Source organism: Pectobacterium sp. IFB5596, from assembly GCF_021432585.1.
Classification (GTDB): Bacteria; Pseudomonadota; Gammaproteobacteria; order Enterobacterales; family Enterobacteriaceae; genus Pectobacterium; species Pectobacterium punjabense.
In genome coordinates this window covers 125,529-151,829 of record NZ_LXFY01000012.1, presented here as the reverse complement: position 1 = coordinate 151,829, position 26,301 = coordinate 125,529, and the positions used below count along the sequence as shown (strand labels likewise).

Below are 26,301 nucleotides of genomic sequence, written 5' to 3'. Positions count from 1 at the left end.
TCAACGTTGCAAAGCAACGGCCCGAAGGGGCTGCTATTCCGGCTTGCCATAAAAAATGGGTGGCAAAGCCACCCACAATACTATTCAAGTGCATCAACATCGATTACGGCTGGTAGAATCCAACGCCGATCTCGTTCTCTTTACGGGTACGAGCAATCACGGAAGATGGTGATTCATGTACACGCAGATCCATTTGATCTTCGGTACGCACCACGATGCCACGCAATGAGTTGGTATAAACGTCAACGATTTCAACATCGACAAATTTACCGATCATATCTGGCGTGCCTTCAAAGTTGACAACGCGGTTGTTTTCCGTACGGCCAGACAGCTCCATCACGCTCTTACGCGAAGTACCTTCTACCAGAATACGCTGGATGGTGCCCAGCATGAGGCGACTAAACCGCATTGCCTGCTGGGTAATACGTTCTTGCAGAAGGTATAGACGCTGTTTTTTCTCTTCTTCCGGTACATCATCGACCATATCCGCAGCCGGCGTTCCCGGACGAGCGGAATAGACAAAGCTGTAGCTCATGTCGAAATTCACATCGGCAATCAACTTCATGGTCTGTTCAAAGTCAGCTTGCGTTTCGCCAGGGAAACCGACGATAAAGTCAGAACTGATCAGGATGCCAGGACGCGCATTGTGCAGTTTACGGATGATAGCTTTGTATTCCAGCGCGGTATGACGGCGTTTCATCATCGTCAATACGCGGTCAGAGCCGCTTTGTACTGGCAAATGCAGGAAGCTGACCAGCTCTGGCGTATCTTCATAAACGCTGATGATATCGTCTGTGAATTCAATCGGATGGCTGGTAGTGAAGCGGACACGATCGATCCCGTCGATGGCGGCGACCAGGCGCAGCAGCTCGGCAAAAGAGCAGATTTCACCGTCATAGGTTTCACCGCGATAGGCGTTAACGTTTTGTCCCAGAAGGTTAACTTCACGTACGCCTTGCGCTGCAAGCTGAGCGATTTCAAACAGCACATCATCACACGGGCGGCTGACTTCTTCGCCACGGGTATAAGGCACCACGCAGAATGTGCAATATTTATTGCAGCCTTCCATAATGGAGACGAACGCCGTCGGCCCTTCAGCGCGCGGTTCTGGCAGACGGTCAAATTTTTCGATTTCAGGGAAGCTGATGTCAACGATGGGGCTACGCGTGCCCTGAACGTGATTAATCATTTCCGGCAGGCGGTGCAGGGTTTGCGGGCCAAAAATAACGTCAACGTAGTGCGCTCGCTCACGAATATGTGCGCCTTCCTGTGAGGCAACGCAGCCACCGACGCCAATAATCAGGTTCGGATTAAGATCTTTCAGCGCTTTCCAGCGACCAAGTTGATGGAAGACCTTTTCCTGCGCCTTTTCACGGATCGAACAGGTATTGAGCAGCAGGACATCGGCTTCTTCAGCGATTTCAGTAAGCTCATAGCCGTGCGTACTTCCCAGTAAATCAGCCATCTTTGATGAATCGTACTCATTCATCTGACAGCCCCAGGTTTTAATATGCAGTTTTTTTGTCATCGACTTGCCATTACTCAGTGCGGATAAGAAAGATTCCCCTCATTTGGGGCGGGTATTGTAATCGTTCGCTGGCGTTGTGACCAGTGCCGGAAACTGCGCTGATTTGATAACCCCTTACTTTCTATAAAAATGCGGCTTTTCTGAAAAATCTCCCGTAAATCCAGTACACTATTTTCATGCATTTTTACTGGTGTGAATAAACCAGAATCAGAGGGGATAAAGCCAATATGCATTACGATGCGATTGTGGTTGGCGGTGGTATGGTCGGTGCGGCTGCGGCGCTTGGGCTAGCACAACAGGGATTTCAGGTTGCGGTCATTGAGCAGGACATGCCGGCGCCGTTTGATGCCGCCAGCCCGCCAGATTTACGGATCTCGGCGATTGGTTATGCGTCGGTTGCGTTGCTGAAAGAGCTGGGCGTATGGCAGCGAGTGCAGCAGATGCGTAGTGCGCCTTATCGCCGGCTGGAAACCTGGGAATGGGCGAATGCCAGAGTGGTTTTCGATGCCGCCGACATTCACCTGCCTGAGCTGGGCTTTATGGTGGAAAATCGCGTGCTGCAATTGGCGCTCTGGGAAAGCTTACAGGAAGAAGAGCATTGCCAATGTTACTGTCCGGCAACGCCGCAGAACCTGCAACGTATGGGGGATGACTGGTGTTTACAGCTTGCCGATGGACAACAGCTGACGGCTTCACTGGTGGTTGGCGCTGATGGCGCGAACTCTCAGGTTCGCCAGTGGGCGGGAATTGGCATCAGCGGCTGGCAGTATCGTCAGTCTTGTATGTTGATCGGCGTTGAGACTTTGCAGCCGCAGCAGGATGTTACCTGGCAACAGTTCACGCCGAGTGGCCCGCGTGCATTTTTACCGCTGTTTGGCGAATGGGGGTCGCTAGTGTGGTATGACAGCCCGCAGCGTATTCGCCAGCTTCAGGCTATGCCGCTCACACAGTTGGATAAAGAGATTACCGCCGCGTTTCCAGAGCGATTGGGTACAGTAAAGGCATTCTCCGCGGGGTCATTCCCTCTGGTCAGACGTCATGCGCAAACTTATATCAAACCCGGTTTAGTGCTGCTGGGCGATGCCGCGCATACCATTAATCCGCTGGCAGGGCAGGGTGTTAACCTAGGGTATCGAGATGTTGAGGCGCTGCTGGATGTGTTGATCAACGCACGCAATGCGGGGGAAGAGTGGTCTTCTGAACGGATTTTACGCCGTTATCAGTGTCGTCGTATGCCGGATAACCTGATGATGCAAAGTGGGATGGATTTATTCTATAACGCGTTCAGTAACGCATTACCGCCGCTGAGCTTTGCACGTAATATGGCGCTGATGGTCGCACAGCGCGCTGGCGTGTTAAAACAGCGCGCATTGAAATATGCCATTGGTGTTTGATTGATGATAATGAGGACGCCGCCTGCTATCGTACTGGCTCGGCGGTAAAGATAATATCGGTGTCCTCATTAGTTGTTGCCGTAAAGCGAGTATTCCCTATCTGCCGAATGCCTTTATCTGAGGTTCGGCTATCCTGAAGCAGGCCGTACATCATCTCGGTCACTTCACGGTTTTCGATGTTATCTCCACCTAATAGCGCAGAAAATGCGGCTGTGACGATTTGCAGGTTTTGTGTCGCAGTTTCGGCGGATTCTGATGAGGCGCTAAACACGATGAGCCCTGTGAGTTGTTGATTTTTTTTCTCAGCCGATCCGATTAACCCGACATGCTCATTGAAAATATGCTGAAAATCATCAACGGAATGTCCCTTCTCCAGATTAATGGTCAGTTTGAGAGGGATATTGAGTTGCGTCAGGTTGGCATTCATTCTGTCAGCAAACTCTTGTGATGAAATCTTGAAAGAAGCGACATTAGCGGCATAAGCTGGAGCGGAGAAGCAAAACAGCAGGGCTAGACTGAGTAGCAACGTGCTTAACCGCTCGCGTATAGCGGATTGCCGCGATGATACGACGAGACTGAGATCATGAGTAACAAAGAATGTAGATAAAACCTTCATGCCGCCCTTTTGGGAAAATCGAATGATTGATTCGGGATATGTTAGCACCAGACTACGTTAATACCCGACATAACAAACAGGGCGACGTCTTTCGACTGTCGCCCTGTTTGTTTGCTGTTTTACCAGCTTTATTTGGCTGGGGTACGAGGATTCGAACCTCGGAATGCCGGAATCAGAATCCGGTGCCTTACCGCTTGGCGATACCCCAAAAATGTGGTGGCTACGACGGGAATCGAACCTGTGACCCCAGCATTATGAGTGCTGTGCTCTAACCAGCTGAGCTACGTAGCCAAATATACTGCTATTATCAATTCACTTCAAGAAAATCTTCTACTATCAAGTAGATGGCTGGGGTACCTGGATTCGAACCAGGGAATGCTGGTATCAAAAACCAGTGCCTTACCGCTTGGCGATACCCCAACAGAACAACAAATTTTTCGGCATGTATTTTGAAATGGCTGGGGTACCTGGATTCGAACCAGGGAATGCCGGTATCAAAAACCGGTGCCTTACCGCTTGGCGATACCCCAATCACTACAAAACACTAACAGGCTTCGAAAAGCGATGTTAAGCCGAAAAGATAACATGGTGCGGGAGGCGAGACTTGAACTCGCACACCTTGCGGCGCCAGAACCTAAATCTGGTGCGTCTACCAATTTCGCCACTCCCGCAAAAGATGGTGGCTACGACGGGAATCGAACCTGTGACCCCAGCATTATGAGTGCTGTGCTCTAACCAGCTGAGCTACGTAGCCATCTTTTCCGCGCTACCTTCATCGGCGTTGCGGGGCGCATTATGCGTAGTTGGTCTAATTGCGTCAACTAGTTTTTTCCCGAAAAGTGCCCTTGATGTATCGTTTGTTTGGGTTGTGAACAGTATGGTGAGAAAAACGCCAAAAAGCACGTAATCCCAGTCAATTAAGCCTACAAAAACGGGCCATAAAGGCCCGTTGACTGATAAAACTAAATCAAATTATTTGTAGGCTGATTGGTGCACACCAACTGCGCGGCCTGATGGATCATCCAGTTTTTTGAAGGATTCATCCCACTCAATCGCTTTAGCCGACGAGCAGGCGACTGACGGGCCGCCAGGCACGCATTCTGCTGCGCTTGGAACCGGGAACAGCTCTTCAAAGATTTCACGGTACAGGTACGCTTCTTTGGAGCCAGGCGTGTTGTACGGGAAGCGGAAACGTGCAGTTTCCAACTGTTGATCGGTAACCTGATTCGCTGCCACTTCTTTCAGCGTGTCGATCCAGCTGTAGCCTACGCCGTCAGAGAATTGTTCTTTCTGACGCCAGGCAACGCTGTGCGGCAGGTAGGATTCAAAGCACTCACGCAGAATGTGTTTTTCCATCTTGCCGTTGCCGCACATTTTGTCGCGCGGGTTGATGCGCATGGCGACATCGAGGAAGTTTTTGTCCAGGAAAGGCACACGAGCTTCCACGCCCCAGGCTGACATCGCTTTGTTGGCACGTGCGCAGTCATACTGATGCAGTGCCAGCAGCTTACGCACGGTTTCTTCATGCAGTTCTTTGGCGTTTGGCGCTTTGTGGAAATAGAGATAGCCGCCGAACACCTCGTCAGAGCCTTCGCCTGACAGCACCATTTTGATGCCCATCGCTTTGATTTTACGCGACATCAGGTACATCGGCGTTGACGCGCGAATCGTGGTGACGTCATAGGTTTCGATGTGATAAATCACGTCGCGGATCGCATCCAGCCCTTCCTGCACGGTGAAGTGAATTTCGTGGTGCACGGTGCCCAGATGGTTAGCGACTTCCTGTGCAGCTTTCAGGTCTGGTGCGCCTTCCAAGCCGACGGCGAAAGAGTGCAACTGAGGCCACCAGGCTTCACTACGCTCGTCATCTTCTACGCGACGTGCGGCATATTTTTTGGTGATTGCGGAGATAACGGAAGAATCCAGGCCGCCAGAGAGCAACACGCCGTAGGGCACGTCAGACATCAGGTGGCTTTTCACCGCTTCTTCCAGCGCGTCGCGCAGTGCTTCTTTATCCGTTTCGTTGTCTTTTACTGCGTCGTAATCAAACCAGTCTCGCTGGTAATATTCACGAATTTCGCCGTCTTTGCTCCACAGGTAGCTGCCTGCTGGGAATTCTTTGATCGTACGGCAAACCGGCACCAGCGCTTTCATTTCAGATGCGACGTAGAGGTTACCGTGCTCATCGTAGCCCATATACAGTGGGATAATGCCGAGATGGTCACGGCCAATCAGGTAGGCGTCTTTTTCGCTGTCATACAGTGCAAAAGCGAACATGCCGCGCAGTTCGTCCAGGAATTCCGGGCCTTTTTCCTGATACAGCGCCAGAATGACTTCGCAGTCGGAGCCAGTCTGAAACGCGTAACGGTCACCGTATTGCTGACGCAATGCCTGATGGTTATAAATTTCACCGTTTACGGCCAGAATGTGGGTGCGCTCGGCGTTGTAAAGTGGCTGTGCGCCCGTGTTGACGTCAACGATAGACAGACGTTCGTGAGCCAGAATCGCTTTGTCGCTGGCATAAACGCCGGACCAGTCTGGCCCGCGATGACGCATTAAACGAGATAACTCCAGCGCTTTCTTACGCAGTTCAACAGGATCGCTTTTCAGATCAAGCACACCAAAAATAGAACACATACATGACTCCCAGTAATTACGAATTCGGCCTTAGTGCTATTGATTTAGCATCAAAACACTATGGGAATTCAATATTATTTAATGAAAAAAGCGCTTGGCGTGGTGTTTCGATAATTATTTAGCGGATTTTGTGTTGATTCGTCAAATTAACAAAGGGGAAAGGCCGGATTTTTAGTGATTACATAATCCGGCTAGAAAGGGAATCACGCGTTTTCGAGTAATTGCTGAAGTAGCACGCCGTTTAGCATCGCACGTTTAACCAAGGCGAAGGCGCTGATAGCGGAAAGATGGTTAAGGCTTGAGATCTGAATCGGCAGATTATGACGAAATTCTTTTAGCACCTGCGCGTTGATGCAGCGTTGAATCGCAGGAAGCAGCGTTTTTTCTGCTTCGGTAATTTCACCAGCGATCACGACCTTCTGCGGGTTGAACAGATTGATCGCGATGGAAAGCGCTTTGCCGAGGTTGAGTCCAACCTGTTCTATCACTTCACGGGCGAGGGCATCGCCTCGATTCGCTGCTTTGCAAATTGCTGAAATCGTACTGTTATTCGCAGACAGTTTGCTGGGGTAGCCTTGGCGCAGCAGATGTTGTACGCGTTGTTCAATCGCACCGTTGGCGACGATCGTTTCCAGACAGCCGAAATTACCACAGTGGCAACGATCGCCGAGTGGATCGATTTGAATATGGCCGATTTCACCCACGTTGCCGTTGCTGCCAAGAAAAATCTGCCCGTTGACGAGAATACCCGCCCCCGTACCCCGATGGACGCGTACCAGAATAGAATCCAGTGAATCGTGGGTCGCACCGAAATAGTGTTCCGCCAGCGCCAGGCTGCGGATGTCGTGACCGACAAAACTGGTGACATTGAAGCGACGTTGCAGGTTTTCAACCAGTTGCCAGTTATCTACGCTGATATGTGGCATATAGCGAACGATGCCTGCAACCGGATCAACCAACCCCGGCAGCACCACAGAAATTGCAATAAGCTCGCGGATACGGCGCTGGTGGCTGGCGATAAAGCCGCTGATAGACTGAAAAAGCGTACCTTCCAGCGACGCCTGCGTTTTGTCTTGCAGTTCGTAGTGTGCTTCTTCCAGTGCTTTTCCCTGCAAATCGTACAACGCAATGGTGGCGTCATAACGGCCGAGACGTACGGCGATGGTATGAAAAGGACGATTTTCGGTGATAATCGAAATGGCACGTCTGCCACCTGTGGAAGCCTGTTGATCGACTTCCTTGATTAGCCCGCGATCCAGAAGCTGGCGGGTGATTTTCGTGACGCTGGCGGGTGCAAGCTGGCTCTGCTCTGCAATCTGAATCCGTGAGATCGGGCCTTGCTGATCAATCAGGCGGTAAACTACCGCGCTGTTTAATTGCTTAACCAGATCGACATTCCCTATCTGCGCCTGTCCGCCTGTGGTCATTAAGAAGTACTCGCTTAGGTTTAACTCAACGTTGGGGAAACCTTGTTTGGTTTTTCCCAACGTATTTCCGCGTTACCCCAAGACGCTTTTCGCTTTACCCCCAAACAGGGTGGCCGTTAACAAATGTCTTGAGAATGTGATAATCACGGTCAAAGGCGGTCAGGTTCGCCACTTTACCGCTTTCAATGCTGCCTAGCCGTTTGTCGACACCAATGGCACGAGCGGGATAGAGCGTCGCCATCCGAATGGCTTCATCCAGTGCGATACCAACGTGTTCGACGCTATTACGCACGGCGTCAATCATCGTCAGTGCCGAACCGCTTAGGGTGCCGTGTTCATCGACACAAATGCCATCACGGTAGTATATGGTTTTACCAGCAAAAATGAACTGGTCAATATCCGCGCCTGCTGGTGCTGTGGCGTCAGTGACCAACACCAGCTTATCGCCTTTAATGCGCTTGCTGTTGCGAATGTTGGCCCAGTCCACATGTCGGCCATCCGCGATAATGCCGCAATAGACTTCAGGGGCATCATAAATCGCGCCAACGAGTCCAGGCTCGCGACCTGTCAGGTACGGCATGGCGTTGAACAGGTGGGTTGCAAAACGAATACCTGCGGCGAAACCCAGCTTAGCCTGTTCCCAGGTGGCGTTAGAATGCCCAGCAGAGACGATGATACCTGCCGCCGTCAACTGGCGGATGAACAACGGTTCGACTTCTTCTGGTGCCAGCGTAATTTTCGTAATGGCATCCGCGTTGGCACACAGAAAGTCGACGAGATCTTGCGTTGGCTTGCGAATAAAAGCAGGGTCATGCGTGCCTTTTTTTATCACATTCAGCCACGGACCTTCGAGATGTAGCCCAAGCGCCTGATGCTTATTCTGCGCCAGCCACTCTCTCATTACCTTGATGCTGTGTTTCATGAACGCATCGCTGGAGGTAATCAGCGTAGGTAAAAAGCTGGTGCAGCCTGAACGCTGGTTCGCCTGTTGCATGATTTCCAACGTATTGACGGAGATCGTGTCCAGCGAGTCGTTGAATTGCACGCCGCCACAGCCGTTCAACTGGAGATCGATAAACCCCGGGGCGAGGAACGCACCGCCCAAGTCGTGTTGTTCAATGCCAGAAGGGAGGTCGGCAAGTGGGCAGACCTGCTCGATCAGCCCATCGGCAATCACCACGGCGTGATTATCCAAAATCTGATGGCCGGTAAAAATCCGGCTATGGGTTAACGCGTACATCATCAACTCCCGCGATCGGTTAGAGATTTTTCATACTTTCCGTTTCTAACTCACGGAAATATTTAACGGTTTTTACTTTGAGTTCCATCGTTGAAGGCTCATCACAAACCATGATGGCTTTAGCATGGAGTTGCAGACAGCTGATGGTCCACATGTGGTTGACGTTGCCTTCTACCGCAGCCTGTAGCGCTTGTGCTTTGTTGCGTCCGGTCACCAGAATCATCACTTCTTCGGCATCCAGCAACGTACCAACGCCAACGGTTAGGGCAAATTTAGGCACCAAATTGACGTCCCCGCCGAAGAAACGGGAATTCGCGATACGGGTTTCTTCCGTCAACGTTTTGATACGGGTGCGGGAAGCCAGAGAAGAAGCAGGCTCATTGAAGGCGATGTGCCCATCGTTGCCCACGCCGCCCATGAAAAGATGAATTTTCCCGTAGGATTTTATTTTCTCTTCATAACGGCGACATTCTGCTGTGGTGTCTTCGGCGTTACCGTTCAACAGGTTAATGTTTTCACGCGGAATATCAATGTGATTGAAGAAATTCTGATACATGAAGGTATGATAGCTTTCCGGGTGGTCAGTCGGCAGGCCGACATATTCATCCATATTGAAGGTCACGACGTATTTGAAACTCACCAGGCCGGCGTTGTGCATGGCGACCAGCGATTTGTAGGCTTCTAGTGGTGAGCTGCCTGTTGGCAACCCGAGGATAAAAGGGCGCTCTGCGCTGGGCTTGAAAGCGTTAATTCTCTCAACGATGTGGCGGGCGGCCCATTTTCCGACGTCTGCGGCGGTAGTTAAAGGTATGAGTCTCATCAGCGCTCTCCTATTTCTGGTGAAATTAAATACGTCATCGCGCCAGTGACGCGTCTGTCTATGCATTAAAATTAGTCTACTCTGTTTTTTTTAATCTTGAAATAAGTTGGGGTTTTATTCAGGTATAAACTTTTTGTATGCAGTTTTTTGGTGATTTTTATCACATAATTACGGTGATTAATTTGTGTGGCGAATTATTTTTCTTACACTCCTCCTGGAACCACCGCTGGCCAGATTTTTTGACAATGAAGCTTTCTACAGTGAAGTTTTTCGGCAGTGAAATTGATTGGCAGGTTTGTTTGCCCCACAACATTTCATTTACCTCGCAAAGGTAAGAGAGGGAAAAGTGAGTACTCTGAGCTATTTACAAAAAGTCGGCCGGGCATTGATGGTGCCTGTCGCGACGCTGCCTGCTGCCGCTATCCTGATGGGGATAGGTTATTGGCTTGATCCGGTTGGATGGGGAAGCGAGAACGCATTGGCGGCACTTCTCATCAAATCGGGTGAGGCGATTATTGGGCATATGGCGGTGCTGTTTGCGGTCGGTGTCGCTTACGGTATGTCGAAAGATAAGGATGGCGCGGCAGCATTGACCGGCTTTGTCGGTTATCTGGTGCTGACTACACTGTGTTCCCCCGCAGTGGTTGCTATGATTCAGCGAATTCCCGTTGAACAGGTGCCAGCTGCGTTTGGCAAAATTGAAAACCAGTTCATCGGGATTCTCGTCGGTGTGATGTCCGCTGAACTGTATAACCGCTTTAGTCAGGTTGAACTGCCGAAGGCGCTGTCGTTCTTCAGCGGGCGGCGTCTGGTGCCGATTCTGGTTTCTTTTCTGATGATTCTGGTCGCGTTCATTTTAATGTACGTCTGGCCAGTCATTTACAATGCGCTGGTGTCGTTCGGTGAGCAGATTCAACAGTTGGGATCGGCTGGCGCTGGGGTTTATGCGTTCTTTAACCGTCTACTGATCCCTGTTGGGTTACACCATGCGCTGAATTCTGTGTTCTGGTTTGATGTGGCGGGTATCAACGATATTCCTAACTTCCTGGCTGGCCAACAGTCGATTGATTCTGGCAAAGCCGTGGTGGGGATCACCGGACGTTATCAGGCGGGCTTTTTCCCAATTATGATGTTCGGCCTGCCGGGAGCCGCACTGGCGATTTACCACTGCGCGCGTCCTGAGAACAAAAGCAAAGTGGCCGGGATTATGCTGGCAGCGGCATTTGCTTCATTCTTCACCGGGATTACCGAGCCGCTGGAATTTTCGTTTATGTTTGTCGCGCCGGTGTTGTATTTCCTGCATGCGTTGCTGACAGGTTTTTCCGTCTTTATTGCAGCCAGTATGCATTGGATTGCCGGTTTTGGTTTCAGCGCCGGTTTGGTGGACATGGTGCTGTCTTCGCGCAACCCGCTTGCAACGCAGTGGTATATGCTGCTCGCACAGGGGCTGGTGTTCTTCGTCATTTACTATGTCGTGTTCCGTTTTACCATCACGCGCTTCAATCTGTTAACGCCGGGACGTGAGCTGGCAGTGAGCGGTAGCGAGGCCGATGGATATGACGTGATTAAGGCGTCTTCGGGCAAGAAGTCAAACGATACGGCTGAATTGGCACAGGGGTATTTGCAGGCGTTGGGTGGCAAAGCCAATCTGATTGGCATCGATGCCTGTATCACTCGTTTGCGTTTGAACGTGGCTGATTCCTCTCTGGTTGATGATGCACTGGCGAAACGTCTTGGCGCGGCGGGCGTTATTCGCCTGAATAAACAAAGCGTGCAGATTGTTGTGGGGACGCAGGCTGAATCGATTGCAACGGCGTTGAAAGTGGAGCATGCCAAGTCGTAATATCATGGCGGTATTTGTGTAACGCCGTGTCATGTCGATGATACTCAAGGGGGGTGAGGTAGCAATCTCACCCCTTTTTTTCGTTATGAATAATTAACGGTTGTTTCCCAGCGTAGCTTGTTGGATCATTGTCGGTTATACGTCGTTTTAGCATTGAGGAATGAAGAATGAGTGAGGCTGAAGCCCGCCCGACTAACTTTATCCGTCAGATTATTGATGAAGATCTGGCATCCGGTAAGCATGACCATATTCAGACGCGTTTCCCGCCAGAGCCGAACGGTTATCTGCATATTGGGCATGCCAAATCTATTTGTCTGAATTTTGGGATCGCGCGTGACTACCAGGGGCAATGTAACCTGCGTTTTGACGACACCAATCCGGTAAAAGAAGATATCGAATACGTTGAGTCGATCAAACGTGACGTCGAGTGGCTGGGTTTTTCATGGAGCGGTAACGTTCGTTATTCTTCTGATTATTTCGATCAACTGCACGCTTATGCGGTTGAGCTCATCGGTAAAGGACTGGCTTACGTTGATGAGTTGACGGCCGATCAGATTCGTGAATATCGTGGCACGTTGACGGCACCGGGTAAAAACAGCCCTTATCGTGACCGTACCGTGCAGGAAAACCTGGCGCTGTTTGAAAAAATGCGCAACGGTGGGTTTGCCGAAGGTACTGCTTGTTTGCGTGCAAAAATCGATATGGCATCATCCTTTATCGTGATGCGCGATCCTGTGTTGTATCGCATTAAGTTCGCCGATCACCACCAGACGGGCAATAAGTGGTGCATCTACCCGATGTATGACTTCACCCACTGCATTTCCGACGCATTGGAAGGGATCACGCATTCGCTGTGTACGCTGGAATTCCAGGATAACCGCCGTTTGTACGATTGGGTACTGGATAACATCACGATTCCTTGTCACCCACGCCAGTACGAATTCTCCCGCCTCAATCTCGAATACGCGATTATGTCCAAGCGTAAGCTGAACCAACTGGTCGTGGAAAACGTGGTTGAAGGCTGGGATGATCCGCGTATGCCGACTATCTCAGGCCTGCGTCGTCGCGGCTATAGTGCGGCTTCCGTCCGTGAATTCTGTGTGCGCATCGGCGTAACGAAGCAGGACAATAACGTGGAAATGGCTGCACTTGAATCCTGTATCCGTGACGATCTGAATGAGAATGCTCCGCGTGCAATGGCAGTGTTAGATCCGGTCAAAGTGGTGATCGAGAATCTGTCTGCTGAGCACGAAGAGTTTGTTGCGATGCCAAATCATCCCAATAAGCCGGAAATGGGCTCACGTCAGGTGGCATTCAGCCGCGAAGTTTACATCGATCGCGCTGACTTCCGCGAAGAAGCCAACAAGCAGTACAAACGTTTGGTGTTGGGTAAAGAAGTGCGTCTGCGTAATGCCTATGTGATCAAAGCCGATCGCATTGAAAAAGACGAGCAGGGCACCATCACCACGATCTATTGCAGTTACGATGCAGAAACGCTGAGCAAAGATCCGGCTGATGGACGTAAAGTGAAAGGCGTCATCCACTGGGTCTCCGCTGCACATGGCGTCCCTGCGGAATTCCGCTTGTACGATCGTCTGTTCAGTGTGGCAAACCCTGGCGCGGCGGATGACTTCCTGTCGACGATTAACCCAGATTCACTGAAAGTGACGCAAGGTTTTGTCGAAGCGAGCTTGGCACAGGCGGAAGTAGAGAAAGCGTATCAGTTTGAGCGCGAAGGTTACTTCTGTGCCGATCGTGTTTACTCCAGTGCAGAACATCTGGTGTTTAACCGAACGGTCGGGCTGCGCGATACTTGGGTTGGCTAACGCCACGAAGTAGAAGACAAAAATAAAACCGCCTCGGCGGTTTTATTTTTTGATGCGGTCGATTTATCGTGTGGACTCATGCAGAGTTTCGTCTTCTCGACAATCCCCTTCACTGCAATGCCCATAGAGATACAAACTGTGGTTGGTCAGTTTAATACCGTGTCTTTCTGCGATCTCACGCTGACGTGCTTCGATAGATTCATCGCGGAATTCAATGACTTTGCCACAGTCGAGGCAAATTAAGTGATCGTGATGATGCTGCTGCGTCAGTTCAAAGACGGATTTACCCCCTTCGAAGTTATGACGGGTTACGATGCCTGCATCATCAAACTGGTTGAGTACGCGATAGACGGTAGCAAGACCAATCTCTTCGCCCATATCAATCAGTCTCTTATATAAATCTTCCGCACTGACGTGATGACAGACAGGGTCCTGTAGCACTTCCAGTATTTTCAGTCTTGGAAGAGTGACTTTCAGGCCGGCCTTCTTTAATGCGGTATTGTTGTCAGTCATGCGGGTTTAGTCCTGTTGCTTACTTATCAATGGAGGCTGCCTAGCCTATGACATCGGTCGGCTCAAAAAATGTAATTGCGTCTCAATTATAGAACCGCGCATACAAAATGAAAACAAGGGAATGTTAACAATATTGTCCCCATTCATACTACTGATATACAGCGCAGTCCATTGTTGATGAATGAAGAAAGGATGAAGCACGTATAAAACCGATGGGATTATTGTACAGGTTTACTGATAGAAGTTAAAAAAATGTATCAATTATTATGAAAGGTTTTACCTATCGATACTATTTTGGCCCTGATCGAAATTATCAGGGCCAAAATGGCTTAGCCAACCAGCTCTTTTAGATTCAGTTCATCACTGATCTGTTTCACCCACGTCGTTACGCGTTCGCTGGTCAGCTCAGGTTGACGGTCTTCATCGATAGCCAAACCAATGAAGTGATTGTCGTCGGCGAGCCCTTTAGAGGCTTCAAAGTAATAACCTTCAGTTGACCAGTGGCCGACAATCGTCGCGCCACGAGGCTCAATGATGTCACGAATGGTGCCCATGGCATCACAGAAGTATTCCGCATAGTCTTCCTGATCGCCGCAGCCAAACAAGGCAACCAATTTTCCGGTGAAATCAACCTCTTCCAGCGAAGGGAAGAAGTCATCCCAATCGCACTGAGCTTCACCGTAATACCAGGTTGGAATACCCAACAGCAGAATATCGAAACCTTCGAGGTCCTCTTTGCTGCTTTTGGCGATGTCATGAACATCAGCAACGTTGGTGCCTAACTGCTGTTGGATCGTTTTGGCGATGTTTTCCGTGTTGCCTGTATCACTGCCAAAGAATATTCCGATGAGTGCCATGAATTGAATAACCTCTTGATTCCTAATGGTATGGTGTAATATTTCACCCACTTATCTGTTAATAATAACAGACACTCACATCAGGAGAAACTCGTATCGGTATGGAGGCGTAAATCAAGAGCATGCGAAATGCTGAGGGCAATAAAAGAAACGGAAAACCCTCTCCATGGGCGTTAAAATACCCACCTTAATTGTGTGAGTATGATGTCTTCTGAGATTAGGTCTACACAGCCTTAGTATTATAAAGGTTATTTATTTGCAACACCGTTTCATTTTTTATGAATGATATTTTTATTTTATGGTTTGTTTCAATTGTAATTAAAAGCAGACTTCTGTTTGTGAAAAATAAAAGTCACGGAACGGTACATCCCTATTCAGGGAAATTAAAATGCATACAAAAGATAATGTTTTATCGAATTGAATGCGTGTAACATTTTGCGGGAAAATTCCTAATGAAGAAGATAAGAATTATAACCATTTACAGCTGAAACGATGCAACCTTAAAGAGAAAGGTTTTAGCTTTTTGATGTTAAAGAATAAAATGAAAATGATGCCCAAATTGCTTTGCCAGCCTGGCTGCATACCCACGCCAATCCGCATGGGAAGCGGGTGACCGTCGGTTTGCGTTCAACCCTATGATTAAAAACCTTATATTTATAAAAATAGGCTAATTTATTATCAGTGCGAAAAATTATATTAATAAATATAGCAAGAGTGCTAAATATTCTCTGTATTTAGCCGATGAGTTAGCGTGGTTTTTGAGTTTTCAACTCGGTGAAATGTGAACGCTAGGGAGAAGTGACCTGTTTCATGGTGTGAATTTTCTGATTCATATCGGTTGATTAGCGATAAAAATCTTTTTAACCATTTTCCTGATTTGGAGTGAGCTATGAGACTTATTAAAAATATTGCCATCAGAACCGCTATGCTATGGGTGCTGGGCATTTTTTGTGTTCTTTGGGGCGGCGTATCAATATATACCATGTTCTCTTTTAAAGAGATGACAGCGACCTCGAAAACCAGCACCTTGCTGGTTCAGAACATGAACTTTATCAATCAGGGTAACGATCAATACTTCCGTATGGTAACTCGTCTGGCGCGCGCTGTAGATGCGCGTCGCAGTGGTGATAATGCCACCGCAGATAAAGAGCAGGCCTCCGCGCTCGTCGCGCTGGATAAGCTGAAGTCTGATCTGGTGGCGTTTAATGCTATCGATCATGCGAGTCTGGACGATGCTCTGGTGCAAGCTGTCAGCCGTGACTGGAATAATCTGGTTGTTCAGGGCGTAGAACCGCTTTATCAAAAGGCCGCTGCCAACGCGCTGGATGATTACCAAAATCAGGCCAAGAATGTTGTGCCGCCATTGAGTCGCCAGTTTGGTGCTTCTCTATCTGCGTTCAGTAACGCCAGCGCAGAGAAATTCGATGCGGCGGGCGTGCGTTTTGAACAAATCACCACGATTGGGCAGAACATTTTGCTGAGCGGGTTGGTTATCGGCCTCATCATGCTGTTCCTGACAGACCGTTATCTGGTGGTGTGCTTGGTTCGCCCGTTGAATAACCTGCGCGATCACTTTAGCGTGATAGCTTCTGGTCACCTGGGCAAGCCGATTCTGGACTTTGGTAATAACTGTGTTGGCCGCTTGTTCCCACTTTTGCGTGAAATGCAGGGGAGTTTGGCTAGCACCGTTAGCACCATTAGAAACAGCACGGATTCCATCTATCAGGGCGCTTCTGAGATTGCCGCAGGCAACAACGATCTGTCTTCACGTACCGAAGAGCAGGCTTCCGCGCTGGAAGAAACGGCGGCGAGTATGGAGCAACTGACGGCAACGGTGAAACAGAATGCCGAAAACGCCAACCATGCCAGCCAACTGGCGTTACAAGCCTCGACAACGGCGAAGAAGGGCGGTGAAATCGTTGAGAACGTGGTGAAAACCATGGCAGAGATCTCCGGCAGTTCGAGAAAAATCGCAGAAATCACCACCGTGATTAACGGCATTGCTTTCCAGACCAACATTCTGGCGTTGAACGCGGCGGTTGAAGCGGCGCGTGCAGGCGAACAAGGGCGTGGTTTTGCCGTGGTAGCCGGAGAAGTACGTAGTCTGGCGCAGCGTAGTGCTCAGGCGGCGAAAGAGATTGAAGGGCTAATTTCTGAATCGGTTCGCTGCGTGGATACCGGCTCCAATCTGGTTAGCGATGCCGGAGACACGATGCAGGATATCGTTCGCGCGGTGACTAACGTAACAGATATTATGGGTGAAATTGCCTCGGCATCGGAAGAACAGAGCAAAGGCATCGCACAGGTTGGTCAGGCTGTGGCGGAGATGGACAGCGTAACGCAGCAAAATGCCGCATTGGTTGAACAGGCCTCTTCGGCAGCGTTGTCTTTGGAAGAGCAGGCGGCACTGTTGAACCAGACCGTATCGCTGTTCCAACTGTCCGATACGCAGTCAGGGCTGAAAGTGGCGGCAAAACCGGTGCAGAAAACGCCAGCGATTGCCCCGCGTGCAAGCAAGGCGCTACCGCCCAGTAACGACAACTGGGAAAAGTTCTAAGCGTCGTTTTAATCTGAGATAGCGTGTGTAATCTTGGGTGAATGTTCAGGCGGCGTCAGAAATGGCGCCGCACAAAATATGAATGCTTAAGTTATTTATAAATATCAGGTTACGTCAATCAGGATTGCTGTTCGGCCAACTGCGCCAGCAGCATCTCTTCAATCAATTCACTGCGGCTAATGTTCCGCTGTTCAGCAAGGCTGTTCAGGATATCGACGGCGTCGCTATTAATCTTTAATTCAACACGGCGCAAGCCACGCACTTTATCGCGACGTAGTTGATTACGCTTGTTAATTCTTAGTTGTTCGTCACGTGTGAGCGGGTTGGTCTTGGGGCGGCCCGGACGACGCTCATCTGCGAACAGATCCAGTGTAGTGCGATCCGTTTGTTCTTTTGCCATAAGTAATGATACTGCAAGGTATTCTGACCAAAATACACAGCGCTGCTCGTTCTGCCCTACAGATAAAATCGATGCCTGCTCTCACTCTGCAATAGGATTGTCAGAGTGCGGTTTGGCTATCTGTTGAACATGCCGGGAAATTACGCGTGCACTTTGATGAAGTGGTTACAATGACTTGTGGCTGAATCAGCCGTCCCTCTACTGCGAGCGCCATCATACCCTAGCCGCACTGGCGGCGACAACGGTTAACTGCCGCTGTTGCCATGAATCCGCCAGTGTCAGTAGGGTCTGGTTAATTCGCGTCCAGAAAACGGTGGATAGCGCGCAAAACTGCATCGGGTTTTTCTGAGTGAACCCAGTGGCCAGCTCCGCTGACAACATGCGCCCGCGCCGCCGGGAACTGACGCAGTAGCGAATCGCGGTAGCGATCGTCCAGATAGGGGGAATCGCCGCCGCGGATGAACAATATTGGCCCTTGCCAGGCCGGAACCTCTTGCCAGCCAACAATGTTTTCGTACTCATCCCACAAGACCGGTACGTTAAAACGCCACTCTCCCTGCTGGAAAGATTTCAGCAAAAACTGAATCACGCCTTCTTCTTTTATATGCTGGCGCATGAGCGCTGTCGCTTCGGTTCGTGATGTCAGACCCGCTTCCGTTACGGCACGTAGTGCGGCGAAAATGGTGTCGTGGCGGCGCACTTGATAATCCACCGGGGCGATATCAATCGCGACCAGTCTGTCCAGTCGTTCAGGAATGAGTGCACTGAGCGCCATTGCGACTTTTCCGCCCATCGAATGGCCAATAACGATAGCGCGTTCGATATGCAATTCATCTAACAGCGCCAACACATCCTCTGCCATTGCGGGGTAGTTCATCTGTGATGAACGTGGCGACAAACCGTGGTTGCGTAAATCGATTTGTAGGATGTCATGCGTATTTTGCAAATCCCGTCCTAATACACCCAGGTTATCTAATGTGCCAAACAGGCCATGAATCAGGACAACAGGACGTTTATCTGTGGACTGGTGCGCATTTTGCCAGCGATGATTCAATTTCATGGTGAAGTTCATTCAGAGAGACATGGGCTTAGGGTATCATGACTTTAGAAGCAATGTTGTCACTGAAGGAATGGTAAGGGACACGTATAGCTACTTGAATGGATGTGAAAGGCATTGGGGCATAGTCTGACTTTTGGTATTGTCCCATTATGCCGCTGTTCGATAATGTTTGAACGCCTGTATAATCCTTTTGATTTGAGTCATCTACCCATCGATGTCGGGTTGCAGAAGGGAAGCGTCTCTGTAATTTGCACGGTAATGGGTAAAAACAGCACTGGATAAAGATGAAAACTATAGAAGTCGACGAAGAGCTTTATCGTTATATTGCCAGCCACACACAGCATATTGGTGAGAGCGCATCGGATATTTTACGGCGTATGCTGAAATTTACGGCCGGGCAGCCTGTCACAACGCCGGTGGTAGAAGCGACGGCAACGGCGACGTCTCAGCCTGTTACTGCGCCGAGTCCGCGCGATCGGGTTCGAACCCTGCGTGAGCTGCTGCTGTCAGATGAATACGCTGAACAAAATAAGGCCATTAATCGCTTTATGCTGGTTCTGTGCACGCTGTATACCCTATCGCCGCAGGAGTTTGCTGCTGCGACAGAATCGCTTCATGGCCGTACCCGGGTCTATTTCGCGGGTGACCAACAGACATTGCTTCAGCATGGCACACACACAAAGCCTAAACATATTCCTGGCACGCCATACTGGGTGATTACCAATACGAATACTGGCCGTAAACGCAGTATGGTTGAGCACATTATGCTGACGATGCAGTTTCCTGCGGAACTGACAGAGAAAGTGTGCGGAACCATCTAATCATCTACCTATCCCCTAAATAATTCGAGTTGCGTGAAGCCAACGCACAGGCAGCTCGAAGAATGAGGGGAATAACATTAACCACTTATCTAACTACACTAACTACAGCGTTAGGGAGAAGCGCCAATGGCTAATCACCCAAGGGCCGGACAGCCTGCCCGACAGAGCGATTTGATTAATGTGGCACAGTTAACGTCACAATATTATGTGCTGCGCCCGGAAGTCGGCAATACCGCGCATGCGGTGAAATTCGGTACGTCTGGCCATCGTGGTAGCGCGGGGCGTCATAGCTTTAATGAACTACATATTCTGGCGATTGCGCAGGCCATTGCAGAAGAGCGTAAAAAGCAGGGCATCAGCGGCCCGTGCTATGTCGGAAAAGACACGCATGCGCTCTCTGAGCCTGCCTTTATTTCCGTGCTGGAAGTGTTGGCTGCCAATGGCGTGGATGTGATCGTTCAGTTGGATAATGGTTTTACCCCAACGCCAGCGGTGTCTAACGCGATTCTGGTTCACAATCGTCAGGGCGGTGCGCTGGCGGACGGTATTGTGATTACGCCGTCCCACAACCCGCCGGAAGATGGTGGCATTAAATATAACCCGCCGAACGGCGGCCCTGCGGATACCAACCTGACCAGCGTGATTGAAACGCGTGCGAATGCGCTGTTGGCAGATGAACTGCGTGACGTGAAACGCATTACGTTGGATCAGGCGCTGAAAAGCGGACATGTCCACGAGCAGGATCTGGTTCAGGCTTATGTCGAAGGTCTGGCTAGTGTGGTGGACATGGCGGCGATTCAACGCGCTGGCCTTAAACTGGGCGTCGACCCGCTGGGCGGTTCCGGTATTGCCTATTGGCAGCGCATTGCAGAACACTACAAGCTGGATCTGACGCTGGTTAACGACGCCGTCGATCAAACATTCCGTTTTATGTCGCTGGATCACGACGGCGCGATCCGTATGGATTGCTCGTCAGAATTCGCCATGGCTGGGCTGCTGGCGCTGCGTGATAAATTCGACCTGGCGTTTGCCAACGATCCTGACTATGACCGCCACGGTATTGTCACCCCAGCAGGGCTGATGAACCCGAACCACTATCTGGCGGTGGCGATCAACTACCTGTTCCAGCATCGACCACAGTGGGGACAGTCTGTTGCTGTCGGCAAAACGCTGGTATCCAGCGCGATGATCGATCGCGTAGTGGCAGATTTGGGCCGCAAGCTAGTAGAAGTTCCGGTTGGCTTCAAATGGTTCGTTGACGGACTGTATGACGGCAGCTTTGGCTTCGGCGGTGAAGAAAGCGCGGGGGCTTCTTTCCTGCGCTTTGACGGCACGCCGTGGTCGACGGATAAAGACGGCATCATCCTGTGTCTGCTGGCAGCAGAAATTACGGCCGTGACGGGTAAAAACCCGCAGCAGCATTATGATGAGCTGGCACAGCGCTTTGGCGCGCCAAGCTACAACCGTATTCAGGCTTCCGCGACGCACGCGCAAAAAGCCGCGCTGTCCAAGTTGTCTCCTGAGCAGGTGTCAGCGAGCACGCTGGCGGGCGATCCGATTACGGCTCGTCTGACCGCTGCGCCGGGTAATGGGGCATCGATTGGTGGCCTGAAAGTGATGACGGAGAATGGCTGGTTTGCTGCGCGTCCTTCCGGTACGGAAGAAGCCTACAAGATCTACTGTGAAAGTTTCCTCGGGGTGGAACACCGCGAGCGAATCGAGAAAGAAGCGGTAGAAATTGTCAGTGCGGTGCTGGCAAGCGCCAAATAAGTGAAAAGGGCGCTGCTTGCAGCGCCTTTCAGACTGCTGACAAACCTATTTACAGAACAAAAACGGTAGTAACGGAATAGAAGAGTAAAGCGTTTGCGCCAGGGATGGCGCAAGCCGAGCGCACAGGGATGTGTTTACAGCGTCTTTACGATCTATCCGTTACTACCGCTCTACGGGTTTTGTCAGTAACCTTCGTATAATAGGTTTATCCCAACGCGACCAGTAGCGCTCCCACTGAAATCAGCGCCACGCCAGCTCCCGCCATCAGCGAAATTTTTTCTCCCAGCAGAATGACTGCCAGCACGACCGCGAAGACCACACTAAGCTTATCGATCGGCGCGACCTGTGCGACGTTACCGTTCTTCAACGCCACAAAATAAAATAGCCACGACAGCGCACCTGCGACGCCGCTGAGCACAATGAACAACAGCGCTTTCTTATTAGCGATAACGTCACCGACCAGCGCCAGCTTACCTTGCGCGACCACTACACCCACCAGAAAAAGTGCCATGATGACGGCACGAATCGCGGTCGCCGTATTGGCGTCCAAATTTTGCAGACCGATCTTGCCGAATATTGCGACCATCGCGGCACATACGGCAGACAACAAAGCATAAATTAACCAACTACTCATGACGGCGTATCCCTGAAGAGAAGGCAGGCGCGCACCGTGGAAAAGGTTCTCCAAGGACGCTGCCTGATACAGAAGGATGATTTTACGGTATAAATCGATAACCGATAGCGGTTTCAGTCAAGAGATGGCGAGGTCTTGCCGGGTCGCTTTCCAGCTTCTGGCGTAGATGCCCCATATAAATACGCAGATAGTGGCTGTGCTCGACGGCGTTTGGCCCCCAGACCTGCGTTAGAAGCTGGCGCTGCGTCAGCACTTTGCCGGGGCTGGCGAGCAAGGTTGCCAGAAGCCGAAATTCGATGGGCGTCAGGTGCAGTTCCTGACCGTCGCGGTTCACCTGCCGATTAAGCAAATCTACGGTGATCGTACCGAAACTCACCAGCGGCGTTTCCTGCTGGGTATGGCTGTGGCGACGGAGCGCGACGCGCAGCCGTGCCAGCAGCTCGCCAATGCCAAACGGTTTGGTTAGGTAATCATCGGCACCGGCATCCAACGCATCTATTTTATCCTGCTCGTCGGTACGGGCAGATAGCACAATAATGGGCAGGCTGCTCCACTGACGTAAATCGCGGATGTAGTCGATACCGTTGCCGTCCGGCAGGCCCAAATCGAGAATAATCAGATCGGGCTTACGCGTGGCCGCTTCCAGCAAACCGCGCTGCATCGTTTCTGCGTCAAACACGCGACAGCCTTCGCCTTCCAGCGCCTGACGAACAAAACGACGGATCTCTTTTTCATCCTCAACGATCAGAATAGTGGCCTGCAATGGATTCAGTGCTCCTCAATATCTTCCGGCTCGAGATCCGGCGGTGCCGATAGTGGTAACGTGAAGTGGAAAGCTGCACCGCCGCTTTCCGCATTCGTTGCCCAGATACGGCCGCCGTGAATTTCCACAATTGCTCGACAGATCGCCAGCCCCAGCCCCACACCGGGAATCGACGACTCTTTGTGACCACGGGAAAATTTATCAAAAATCATGTTTTCTTGACCAGGTTCAATCCCCGGGCCATTGTCCTGCACGATGATTTCCAGCGCGCTTTCCTGCGTACTGGGCTGCGAGGCTGTGTTCTCTGCAATAAGGCTGGTGGGAATAACGCTCGCCGAAATCGCGATCGTGGCCTGCTCTCCGGCGTACTTCAGCGCATTCTCCAGCAGATTAATGAACACGCGTTCCACCAGCCCGGCATCACAATAAACCAGAACCATTTCAGCAGGTAGATTAACCTGAATAGTGTTTTTCGCCAGCGCACTTTCCAACTGTTGCAGGGCACTGCCGATTAACTCCTCGGGTGTTTGCCATTCTTTGCGCAGGTTAAAGCCATCCGACTGAATACGTGCCATGTCGAGCAGATTATTGACCAATCGCGTAGTATTCAAAATGTGCTGGCGAATCTGATTGGCCTGCTGAGCGTAAGGTGACCCTTCGCTCGCCAGATTCAATGTCAGAATCTCGGCCTGACCAAAAAGTACCGTCAGCGGCGTGCGCAGATCGTGCGAGAGTGCGGCAAGCAGCGAATTACGCAACTGCTCACGCTCGGCATCGAGCCGGGCATTTTCTGTACTTTGCATCAGGTGCAGACGCTCCAGCGCATTAGCGATCAGCACGGTAAAGGTTTCCAACAGCCGCTGCTGCTCGGGAATCATCAACTGCCGCGCATTATTGGGTTCAATCGCCAGCACGCCGAAGATTTGCTGCGTGGTGGTGAGTGGCAGAACCTGATACGACACACCGGGCAGGGTGGATGTCCCCGCACCGGCAGGCGCACGATGATCGACGCTCCAGCGCGCAATAGCGTTATCGACAATTAAGGACTGGCTATCGCGCGTGGGCTGCTGGCGGTCGGGCGAGATGGGGTGCAGGCTATCGGTCAACAGCACTGCGATCTTGGCCTGAAACGTGGTGCTGAGAAAATGCTGGCTGGTCTCGACGATATCTGCACTGGACAGGCTACGGTTCAGCGCCTTGGACATCTCATACAGATGACGGACGCGCTGCTCGCGATAACGAGCGACTCTGGCCTGATAGCGTACGCCTGCCGTCAGATTACCAACCAGCAGACCGACGCCGAGCATCACGGCAAAAGTAAGCAGATATTGCGCATCCGATACGGCAAAGGTACCGCGCGGCAGAATGAAAAAGAGATCGAAACTGGCGACGTTAATCACGGCAGCGAACACCGACGGCCAACGACCGAAGAAGAGCGCGACGATGACGACAGCCAGCAGATAAATCATCACCAGATTGACCGATTCCAGCATGGCAAACGGTGACCACGAGGCAAGCAGGGTGATAAAGGCGCACAACAGCGTTGCCAGCCCGCAACCGAATAATTGCATGCGCCATTTTTCTACCAGCCCACGAGCATCAGGCGTTTTTATCGGTGTGGCGGGGGGATCGTCCTGTACGGCGACGACGACCAGATCGAGATCGGGTCCCAATCTGCCGAGTCGTTCGGCGAAGCGAGTGCGCCACCACCAGCCGAAGCGCTGTTCCACATGGCGACCAATGACGATTTTTCCGAGGTTGTGCTCACGCGCATAGCGCAGGACGGCAAGCTCTTCGTCGGGTTCCGATAGCGTAACGGTTTCAGCCCCAAGATCCTGTGCTAGCTTGAGTGCCCGCAAGATGGCACGCCGCTGCGGTTCGGGTAACCGGTGCAAGCGCGGTGTTTCGACGTAAACCGCGTGCCAGACACTCCCCAGCCGTGCCGCGAGCCGTGCTGCCGTGCGCACCAGCTTTTCATTGCCTGTGCCGTGGCCGATGCATAGCAGAATGGCATCGCGGGTATGCCAGACCTGCTCACGTCCTTGTCCCGCACGCATGGCGCGCATTTGATCGTCAACCCGATCCGCCAGACGCCGCAGTGCTAATTCACGCAGGGCGATCAAATTGCCTTTACGGAAAAAATTCTCAACGGCGCGTTCGGCCTGTAGCGGCAAATACACTTTGCCTTCATTTAAACGCTGTCGCAGATCGTCCGGCGGCAGATCTACCAAAATGACTTCGCTGGCCTGATCGAAGATGGGGTCCGGCACGGTTTCCCGCACTCTGATACCGGTTACGCCGCCGACCACGTCGTTCAGACTTTCCAAATGCTGGACGTTCACTGTGGTAAAGACATCAATACCGGCATCGAGCAGTTCCTGTACGTCCTGCCAGCGCTTGGGATGACGTGATCCATTCACATTGCTGTGCGCCAGTTCATCGATCAGAATCAGTGCCGGACAGCGTGCCAGCGCGGCATCCAGATCGAATTCGACAGTGTGACGACCGTGATGGCGAAGATGCTTGAGCGGCAGCTGCGGTAACCCCTCCAACAGCGCGGCGGTTTCGCTACGACCGTGGGTTTCGACCACGCCGACAAGAATATCCAGCCCTTGCGCCCGCAGCCGTTGAGCTTCCTGCAACATGGCATAGGTTTTCCCTACGCCCGCACAGGCACCAAAAAATATTTTTAGCTTGCCACGCGGCGGCGCGCCGATCTGTGCCAGTAGGCTATCGGGGTCCGGGCGACGATCTTCACCGTCAAGCATGTTCTATCCCTTATTAGCGAGGCCTGAAACGTGGTCAGGCCGCAGCAAAGACGGCGGGGAATCTGGCTCCCCGTATATACCCTAAATAATTCGAGTTGCATGACAAAACGTTAGCGTTTTGAACAACGCAGAGCGTTGGCCCTTTAGGGCGAGGCCCACGACGGGCCGAGTATTTAAGGGCAGCCAACGCACAAGCAGCTTGAAGTATGACGGGTATGATGATTAATAGTAACGCACTGTCGATTACGGCAGTGGCTTTTCCTTATCCAGCGCCAGATTTAACAACAGGACATTGACCGTCGGCTGCCCAATGAACGCAGGCTTGCTGGTCTCAGTAAAGCGATCGATCAAGTGTTGTATCTGCTGGAGCGACAGCCCTCTGGCCTGTGCGACGTAAAGTGCCTGATAGCGTGCCGCCTCTGGGGAAATCTGCGGGTCCAGCCCGCTGCCGGATGCTGTCACCAGCTCGGTAGGAATGGGCTGCTGATTGCCGACTACCTGATACCAACGAGTGGCGCGTTCGCTTATCTGCTGATCGAGCACTGGGTTGCTGGCCGCCAGATTGCTACCACCGGACGCCAGTGCGTTATAAGGCGCATCTGATGTTGCGGAGGGACGTCCCTGAAAATAGCCAGCACGATTGAACGGCTGCCCGATCAGGGATGAGCCGACGACGGCATCATCACGGTAAATCAGCGATCCGTTTGCCTGTGTCGGGAACAGCCACTGTGCCAGCACGGTGGTCAGCAGCGGGTACGCCAGACCGGTAAACAGCAGTAATAACAAGAATAAAAACAAAGAAGAACGTAAATAGCGCATAGCGTATA

At 51.3% G+C, this 26,301-nt stretch carries 20 protein-coding genes and 6 tRNA genes; 6 read left to right on the top strand and 20 right to left on the bottom strand.

What is annotated here, in order from left to right; genetic code table 11:
- Positions 1–103: 103 nt before the first annotated feature.
- Positions 104–1,528 carry a tRNA (N6-isopentenyl adenosine(37)-C2)-methylthiotransferase MiaB gene (miaB, locus tag A6301_RS10485; RefSeq protein ID WP_107168299.1) on the bottom strand — a complete coding sequence of 475 codons (1,425 nt, stop codon included), beginning with the start codon at positions 1,526–1,528 and terminating at the stop codon, positions 104–106.
- Positions 1,529–1,755: 227 nt separating this feature from the next.
- Here miaB and ubiF point away from each other — a divergent pair, with 227 nt between their 5' ends.
- Positions 1,756–2,922, top strand: a complete 1,167-nt coding sequence (gene ubiF, locus A6301_RS10480) for a 3-demethoxyubiquinol 3-hydroxylase (protein WP_234257736.1) — start codon at positions 1,756–1,758, stop codon at positions 2,920–2,922.
- A gap of 25 nt (positions 2,923–2,947) precedes the next feature.
- Here ubiF and A6301_RS10475 read toward each other — a convergent pair whose 3' ends face one another.
- The 11 genes from A6301_RS10475 to nagB all read right to left on the bottom strand — a co-directional run bounded on the left by A6301_RS10475 (position 2,948) and on the right by nagB (position 9,662).
- Complete coding sequence (locus A6301_RS10475) at positions 2,948–3,538, bottom strand: hypothetical protein (RefSeq protein WP_234257735.1); 591 nt, start codon at positions 3,536–3,538, stop codon at positions 2,948–2,950.
- A gap of 133 nt (positions 3,539–3,671) precedes the next feature.
- Positions 3,672–3,746 (bottom strand) — tRNA-Gln (locus A6301_RS10470).
- 6 nt (positions 3,747–3,752) lie between these two features.
- Positions 3,753–3,829, bottom strand: a tRNA-Met gene (locus A6301_RS10465).
- Between the two features lie 54 nt (positions 3,830–3,883).
- Positions 3,884–3,958 (bottom strand) — tRNA-Gln (locus tag A6301_RS10460).
- Positions 3,959–3,993: 35 nt separating this feature from the next.
- Positions 3,994–4,068: transfer RNA gene (locus A6301_RS10455), tRNA-Gln, on the bottom strand.
- Positions 4,069–4,124: 56 nt separating this feature from the next.
- Positions 4,125–4,209, bottom strand: a tRNA-Leu gene (locus A6301_RS10450).
- Between the two features lie 6 nt (positions 4,210–4,215).
- Positions 4,216–4,292 (bottom strand) — tRNA-Met (locus A6301_RS10445).
- A 218-nt stretch (positions 4,293–4,510) separates the two neighbouring features.
- The gene (asnB, locus tag A6301_RS10440) at positions 4,511–6,175 is read right to left on the bottom strand and encodes an asparagine synthase B (protein ID WP_039472522.1); all 1,665 of its coding nucleotides are present in this window, start codon (positions 6,173–6,175) and stop codon (positions 4,511–4,513) included.
- A gap of 203 nt (positions 6,176–6,378) precedes the next feature.
- The gene (locus A6301_RS10435) at positions 6,379–7,602 is read right to left on the bottom strand and encodes an ROK family protein (protein ID WP_234257892.1); all 1,224 of its coding nucleotides are present in this window, start codon (positions 7,600–7,602) and stop codon (positions 6,379–6,381) included.
- Between the two features lie 94 nt (positions 7,603–7,696).
- Positions 7,697–8,842, bottom strand: coding sequence for an N-acetylglucosamine-6-phosphate deacetylase (gene nagA / locus A6301_RS10430; protein WP_107168294.1), 1,146 nt, complete (start codon positions 8,840–8,842; stop codon positions 7,697–7,699).
- Positions 8,843–8,861: 19 nt separating this feature from the next.
- Positions 8,862–9,662, bottom strand: a complete 801-nt coding sequence (nagB, locus tag A6301_RS10425) for a glucosamine-6-phosphate deaminase (RefSeq protein WP_107168293.1) — start codon at positions 9,660–9,662, stop codon at positions 8,862–8,864.
- A 346-nt stretch (positions 9,663–10,008) separates the two neighbouring features.
- On the opposite strand from nagB, the gene nagE reads away from it, so the two are divergent.
- Together nagE and glnS are read left to right on the top strand one after the other, a co-directional pair.
- Entirely contained in the window at positions 10,009–11,505 is a 1,497-nt protein-coding gene (gene nagE, locus A6301_RS10420) for an N-acetylglucosamine-specific PTS transporter subunit IIBC (RefSeq protein WP_107168292.1), read from the top strand.
- Between the two features lie 167 nt (positions 11,506–11,672).
- On the top strand, positions 11,673–13,331 hold the full coding sequence (gene glnS, locus A6301_RS10415; RefSeq protein WP_107168291.1) for a glutamine--tRNA ligase: 1,659 nt from the start codon (positions 11,673–11,675) through the stop codon (positions 13,329–13,331).
- Between the two features lie 63 nt (positions 13,332–13,394).
- Here the strand turns inward: glnS and fur are convergent, their stop codons facing one another.
- Entirely contained in the window at positions 13,395–13,844 is a 450-nt protein-coding gene (fur, locus tag A6301_RS10410; RefSeq protein WP_005973843.1) for a ferric iron uptake transcriptional regulator, read from the bottom strand.
- Between the two features lie 329 nt (positions 13,845–14,173).
- Positions 14,174–14,701 carry a flavodoxin FldA gene (gene fldA / locus A6301_RS10405; RefSeq protein WP_119881833.1) on the bottom strand — a complete coding sequence of 176 codons (528 nt, stop codon included), beginning with the start codon at positions 14,699–14,701 and terminating at the stop codon, positions 14,174–14,176.
- An 889-nt stretch (positions 14,702–15,590) separates the two neighbouring features.
- Here fldA and A6301_RS10400 point away from each other — a divergent pair.
- The gene (locus tag A6301_RS10400; RefSeq protein WP_234257734.1) at positions 15,591–17,258 is read left to right on the top strand and encodes a methyl-accepting chemotaxis protein; all 1,668 of its coding nucleotides are present in this window, start codon (positions 15,591–15,593) and stop codon (positions 17,256–17,258) included.
- A 118-nt stretch (positions 17,259–17,376) separates the two neighbouring features.
- Here the strand turns inward: A6301_RS10400 and ybfE are convergent, their stop codons facing one another.
- Positions 17,377–17,658, bottom strand: coding sequence for a LexA regulated protein (gene ybfE / locus A6301_RS10395; RefSeq protein WP_107168289.1), 282 nt, complete (start codon positions 17,656–17,658; stop codon positions 17,377–17,379).
- A 292-nt stretch (positions 17,659–17,950) separates the two neighbouring features.
- Complete coding sequence (ybfF, locus tag A6301_RS10390) at positions 17,951–18,718, bottom strand: esterase (protein ID WP_234257733.1); 768 nt, start codon at positions 18,716–18,718, stop codon at positions 17,951–17,953.
- A 284-nt stretch (positions 18,719–19,002) separates the two neighbouring features.
- Here ybfF and seqA point away from each other — a divergent pair, with 284 nt between their 5' ends.
- Together seqA and pgm are read left to right on the top strand one after the other, a co-directional pair.
- Entirely contained in the window at positions 19,003–19,539 is a 537-nt protein-coding gene (gene seqA / locus A6301_RS10385; RefSeq protein ID WP_107168287.1) for a replication initiation negative regulator SeqA, read from the top strand.
- Positions 19,540–19,665: 126 nt separating this feature from the next.
- Complete coding sequence (gene pgm / locus A6301_RS10380; protein ID WP_234257732.1) at positions 19,666–21,309, top strand: phosphoglucomutase (alpha-D-glucose-1,6-bisphosphate-dependent); 1,644 nt, start codon at positions 19,666–19,668, stop codon at positions 21,307–21,309.
- Between the two features lie 205 nt (positions 21,310–21,514).
- Here the strand turns inward: pgm and A6301_RS10375 are convergent, their stop codons facing one another.
- From A6301_RS10375 to kdpC, 4 genes are all read right to left on the bottom strand, one after another.
- Positions 21,515–21,943, bottom strand: coding sequence for an EamA family transporter (locus A6301_RS10375; RefSeq protein ID WP_107168285.1), 429 nt, complete (start codon positions 21,941–21,943; stop codon positions 21,515–21,517).
- A gap of 82 nt (positions 21,944–22,025) precedes the next feature.
- Positions 22,026–22,706 (bottom strand): two-component system response regulator KdpE, encoded by a 681-nt coding sequence (kdpE, locus tag A6301_RS10370; RefSeq protein ID WP_107168284.1) that lies wholly within the window; start codon positions 22,704–22,706, stop codon positions 22,026–22,028.
- A gap of 5 nt (positions 22,707–22,711) precedes the next feature.
- Positions 22,712–25,474, bottom strand: a complete 2,763-nt coding sequence (kdpD, locus tag A6301_RS10365; RefSeq protein ID WP_234257731.1) for a two-component system sensor histidine kinase KdpD — start codon at positions 25,472–25,474, stop codon at positions 22,712–22,714.
- Positions 25,475–25,717: 243 nt separating this feature from the next.
- Complete coding sequence (kdpC, locus tag A6301_RS10360; RefSeq protein ID WP_234257730.1) at positions 25,718–26,293, bottom strand: potassium-transporting ATPase subunit KdpC; 576 nt, start codon at positions 26,291–26,293, stop codon at positions 25,718–25,720.
- Positions 26,294–26,301 lie beyond the last annotated feature (8 nt).

Excerpts from the sequence above, each read along its gene's own strand:
- nagB (WP_107168293.1), bottom strand. The coding sequence starts at position 9,662 with ATGAGACTCATACCTTTAACTACCGCCGCAGACGTCGGAAAATGGGCC.
- kdpC (WP_234257730.1), bottom strand. The coding sequence starts at position 26,293 with ATGCGCTATTTACGTTCTTCTTTGTTTTTATTCTTGTTATTACTGCTG.
- A6301_RS10435 (WP_234257892.1), bottom strand. The coding sequence starts at position 7,602 with ATGACCACAGGCGGACAGGCGCAGATAGGGAATGTCGATCTGGTTAAG.
- ybfF (WP_234257733.1), bottom strand. The coding sequence starts at position 18,718 with ATGAAATTGAATCATCGCTGGCAAAATGCGCACCAGTCCACAGATAAA.
- fur (WP_005973843.1), bottom strand. The coding sequence starts at position 13,844 with ATGACTGACAACAATACCGCATTAAAGAAGGCCGGCCTGAAAGTCACT.
- miaB (WP_107168299.1), bottom strand. The coding sequence starts at position 1,528 with ATGACAAAAAAACTGCATATTAAAACCTGGGGCTGTCAGATGAATGAG.
- ybfE (WP_107168289.1), bottom strand. The coding sequence starts at position 17,658 with ATGGCAAAAGAACAAACGGATCGCACTACACTGGATCTGTTCGCAGAT.
- glnS (WP_107168291.1), top strand. The coding sequence starts at position 11,673 with ATGAGTGAGGCTGAAGCCCGCCCGACTAACTTTATCCGTCAGATTATT.
- pgm (WP_234257732.1), top strand. The coding sequence starts at position 19,666 with ATGGCTAATCACCCAAGGGCCGGACAGCCTGCCCGACAGAGCGATTTG.
- fldA (WP_119881833.1), bottom strand. The coding sequence starts at position 14,701 with ATGGCACTCATCGGAATATTCTTTGGCAGTGATACAGGCAACACGGAA.
- A6301_RS10475 (WP_234257735.1), bottom strand. The coding sequence starts at position 3,538 with ATGAAGGTTTTATCTACATTCTTTGTTACTCATGATCTCAGTCTCGTC.
- asnB (WP_039472522.1), bottom strand. The coding sequence starts at position 6,175 with ATGTGTTCTATTTTTGGTGTGCTTGATCTGAAAAGCGATCCTGTTGAA.
- nagA (WP_107168294.1), bottom strand. The coding sequence starts at position 8,842 with ATGTACGCGTTAACCCATAGCCGGATTTTTACCGGCCATCAGATTTTG.
- A6301_RS10375 (WP_107168285.1), bottom strand. The coding sequence starts at position 21,943 with ATGAGTAGTTGGTTAATTTATGCTTTGTTGTCTGCCGTATGTGCCGCG.
- A6301_RS10400 (WP_234257734.1), top strand. The coding sequence starts at position 15,591 with ATGAGACTTATTAAAAATATTGCCATCAGAACCGCTATGCTATGGGTG.
- kdpD (WP_234257731.1), bottom strand. The coding sequence starts at position 25,474 with ATGCTTGACGGTGAAGATCGTCGCCCGGACCCCGATAGCCTACTGGCA.
- ubiF (WP_234257736.1), top strand. The coding sequence starts at position 1,756 with ATGCATTACGATGCGATTGTGGTTGGCGGTGGTATGGTCGGTGCGGCT.
- seqA (WP_107168287.1), top strand. The coding sequence starts at position 19,003 with ATGAAAACTATAGAAGTCGACGAAGAGCTTTATCGTTATATTGCCAGC.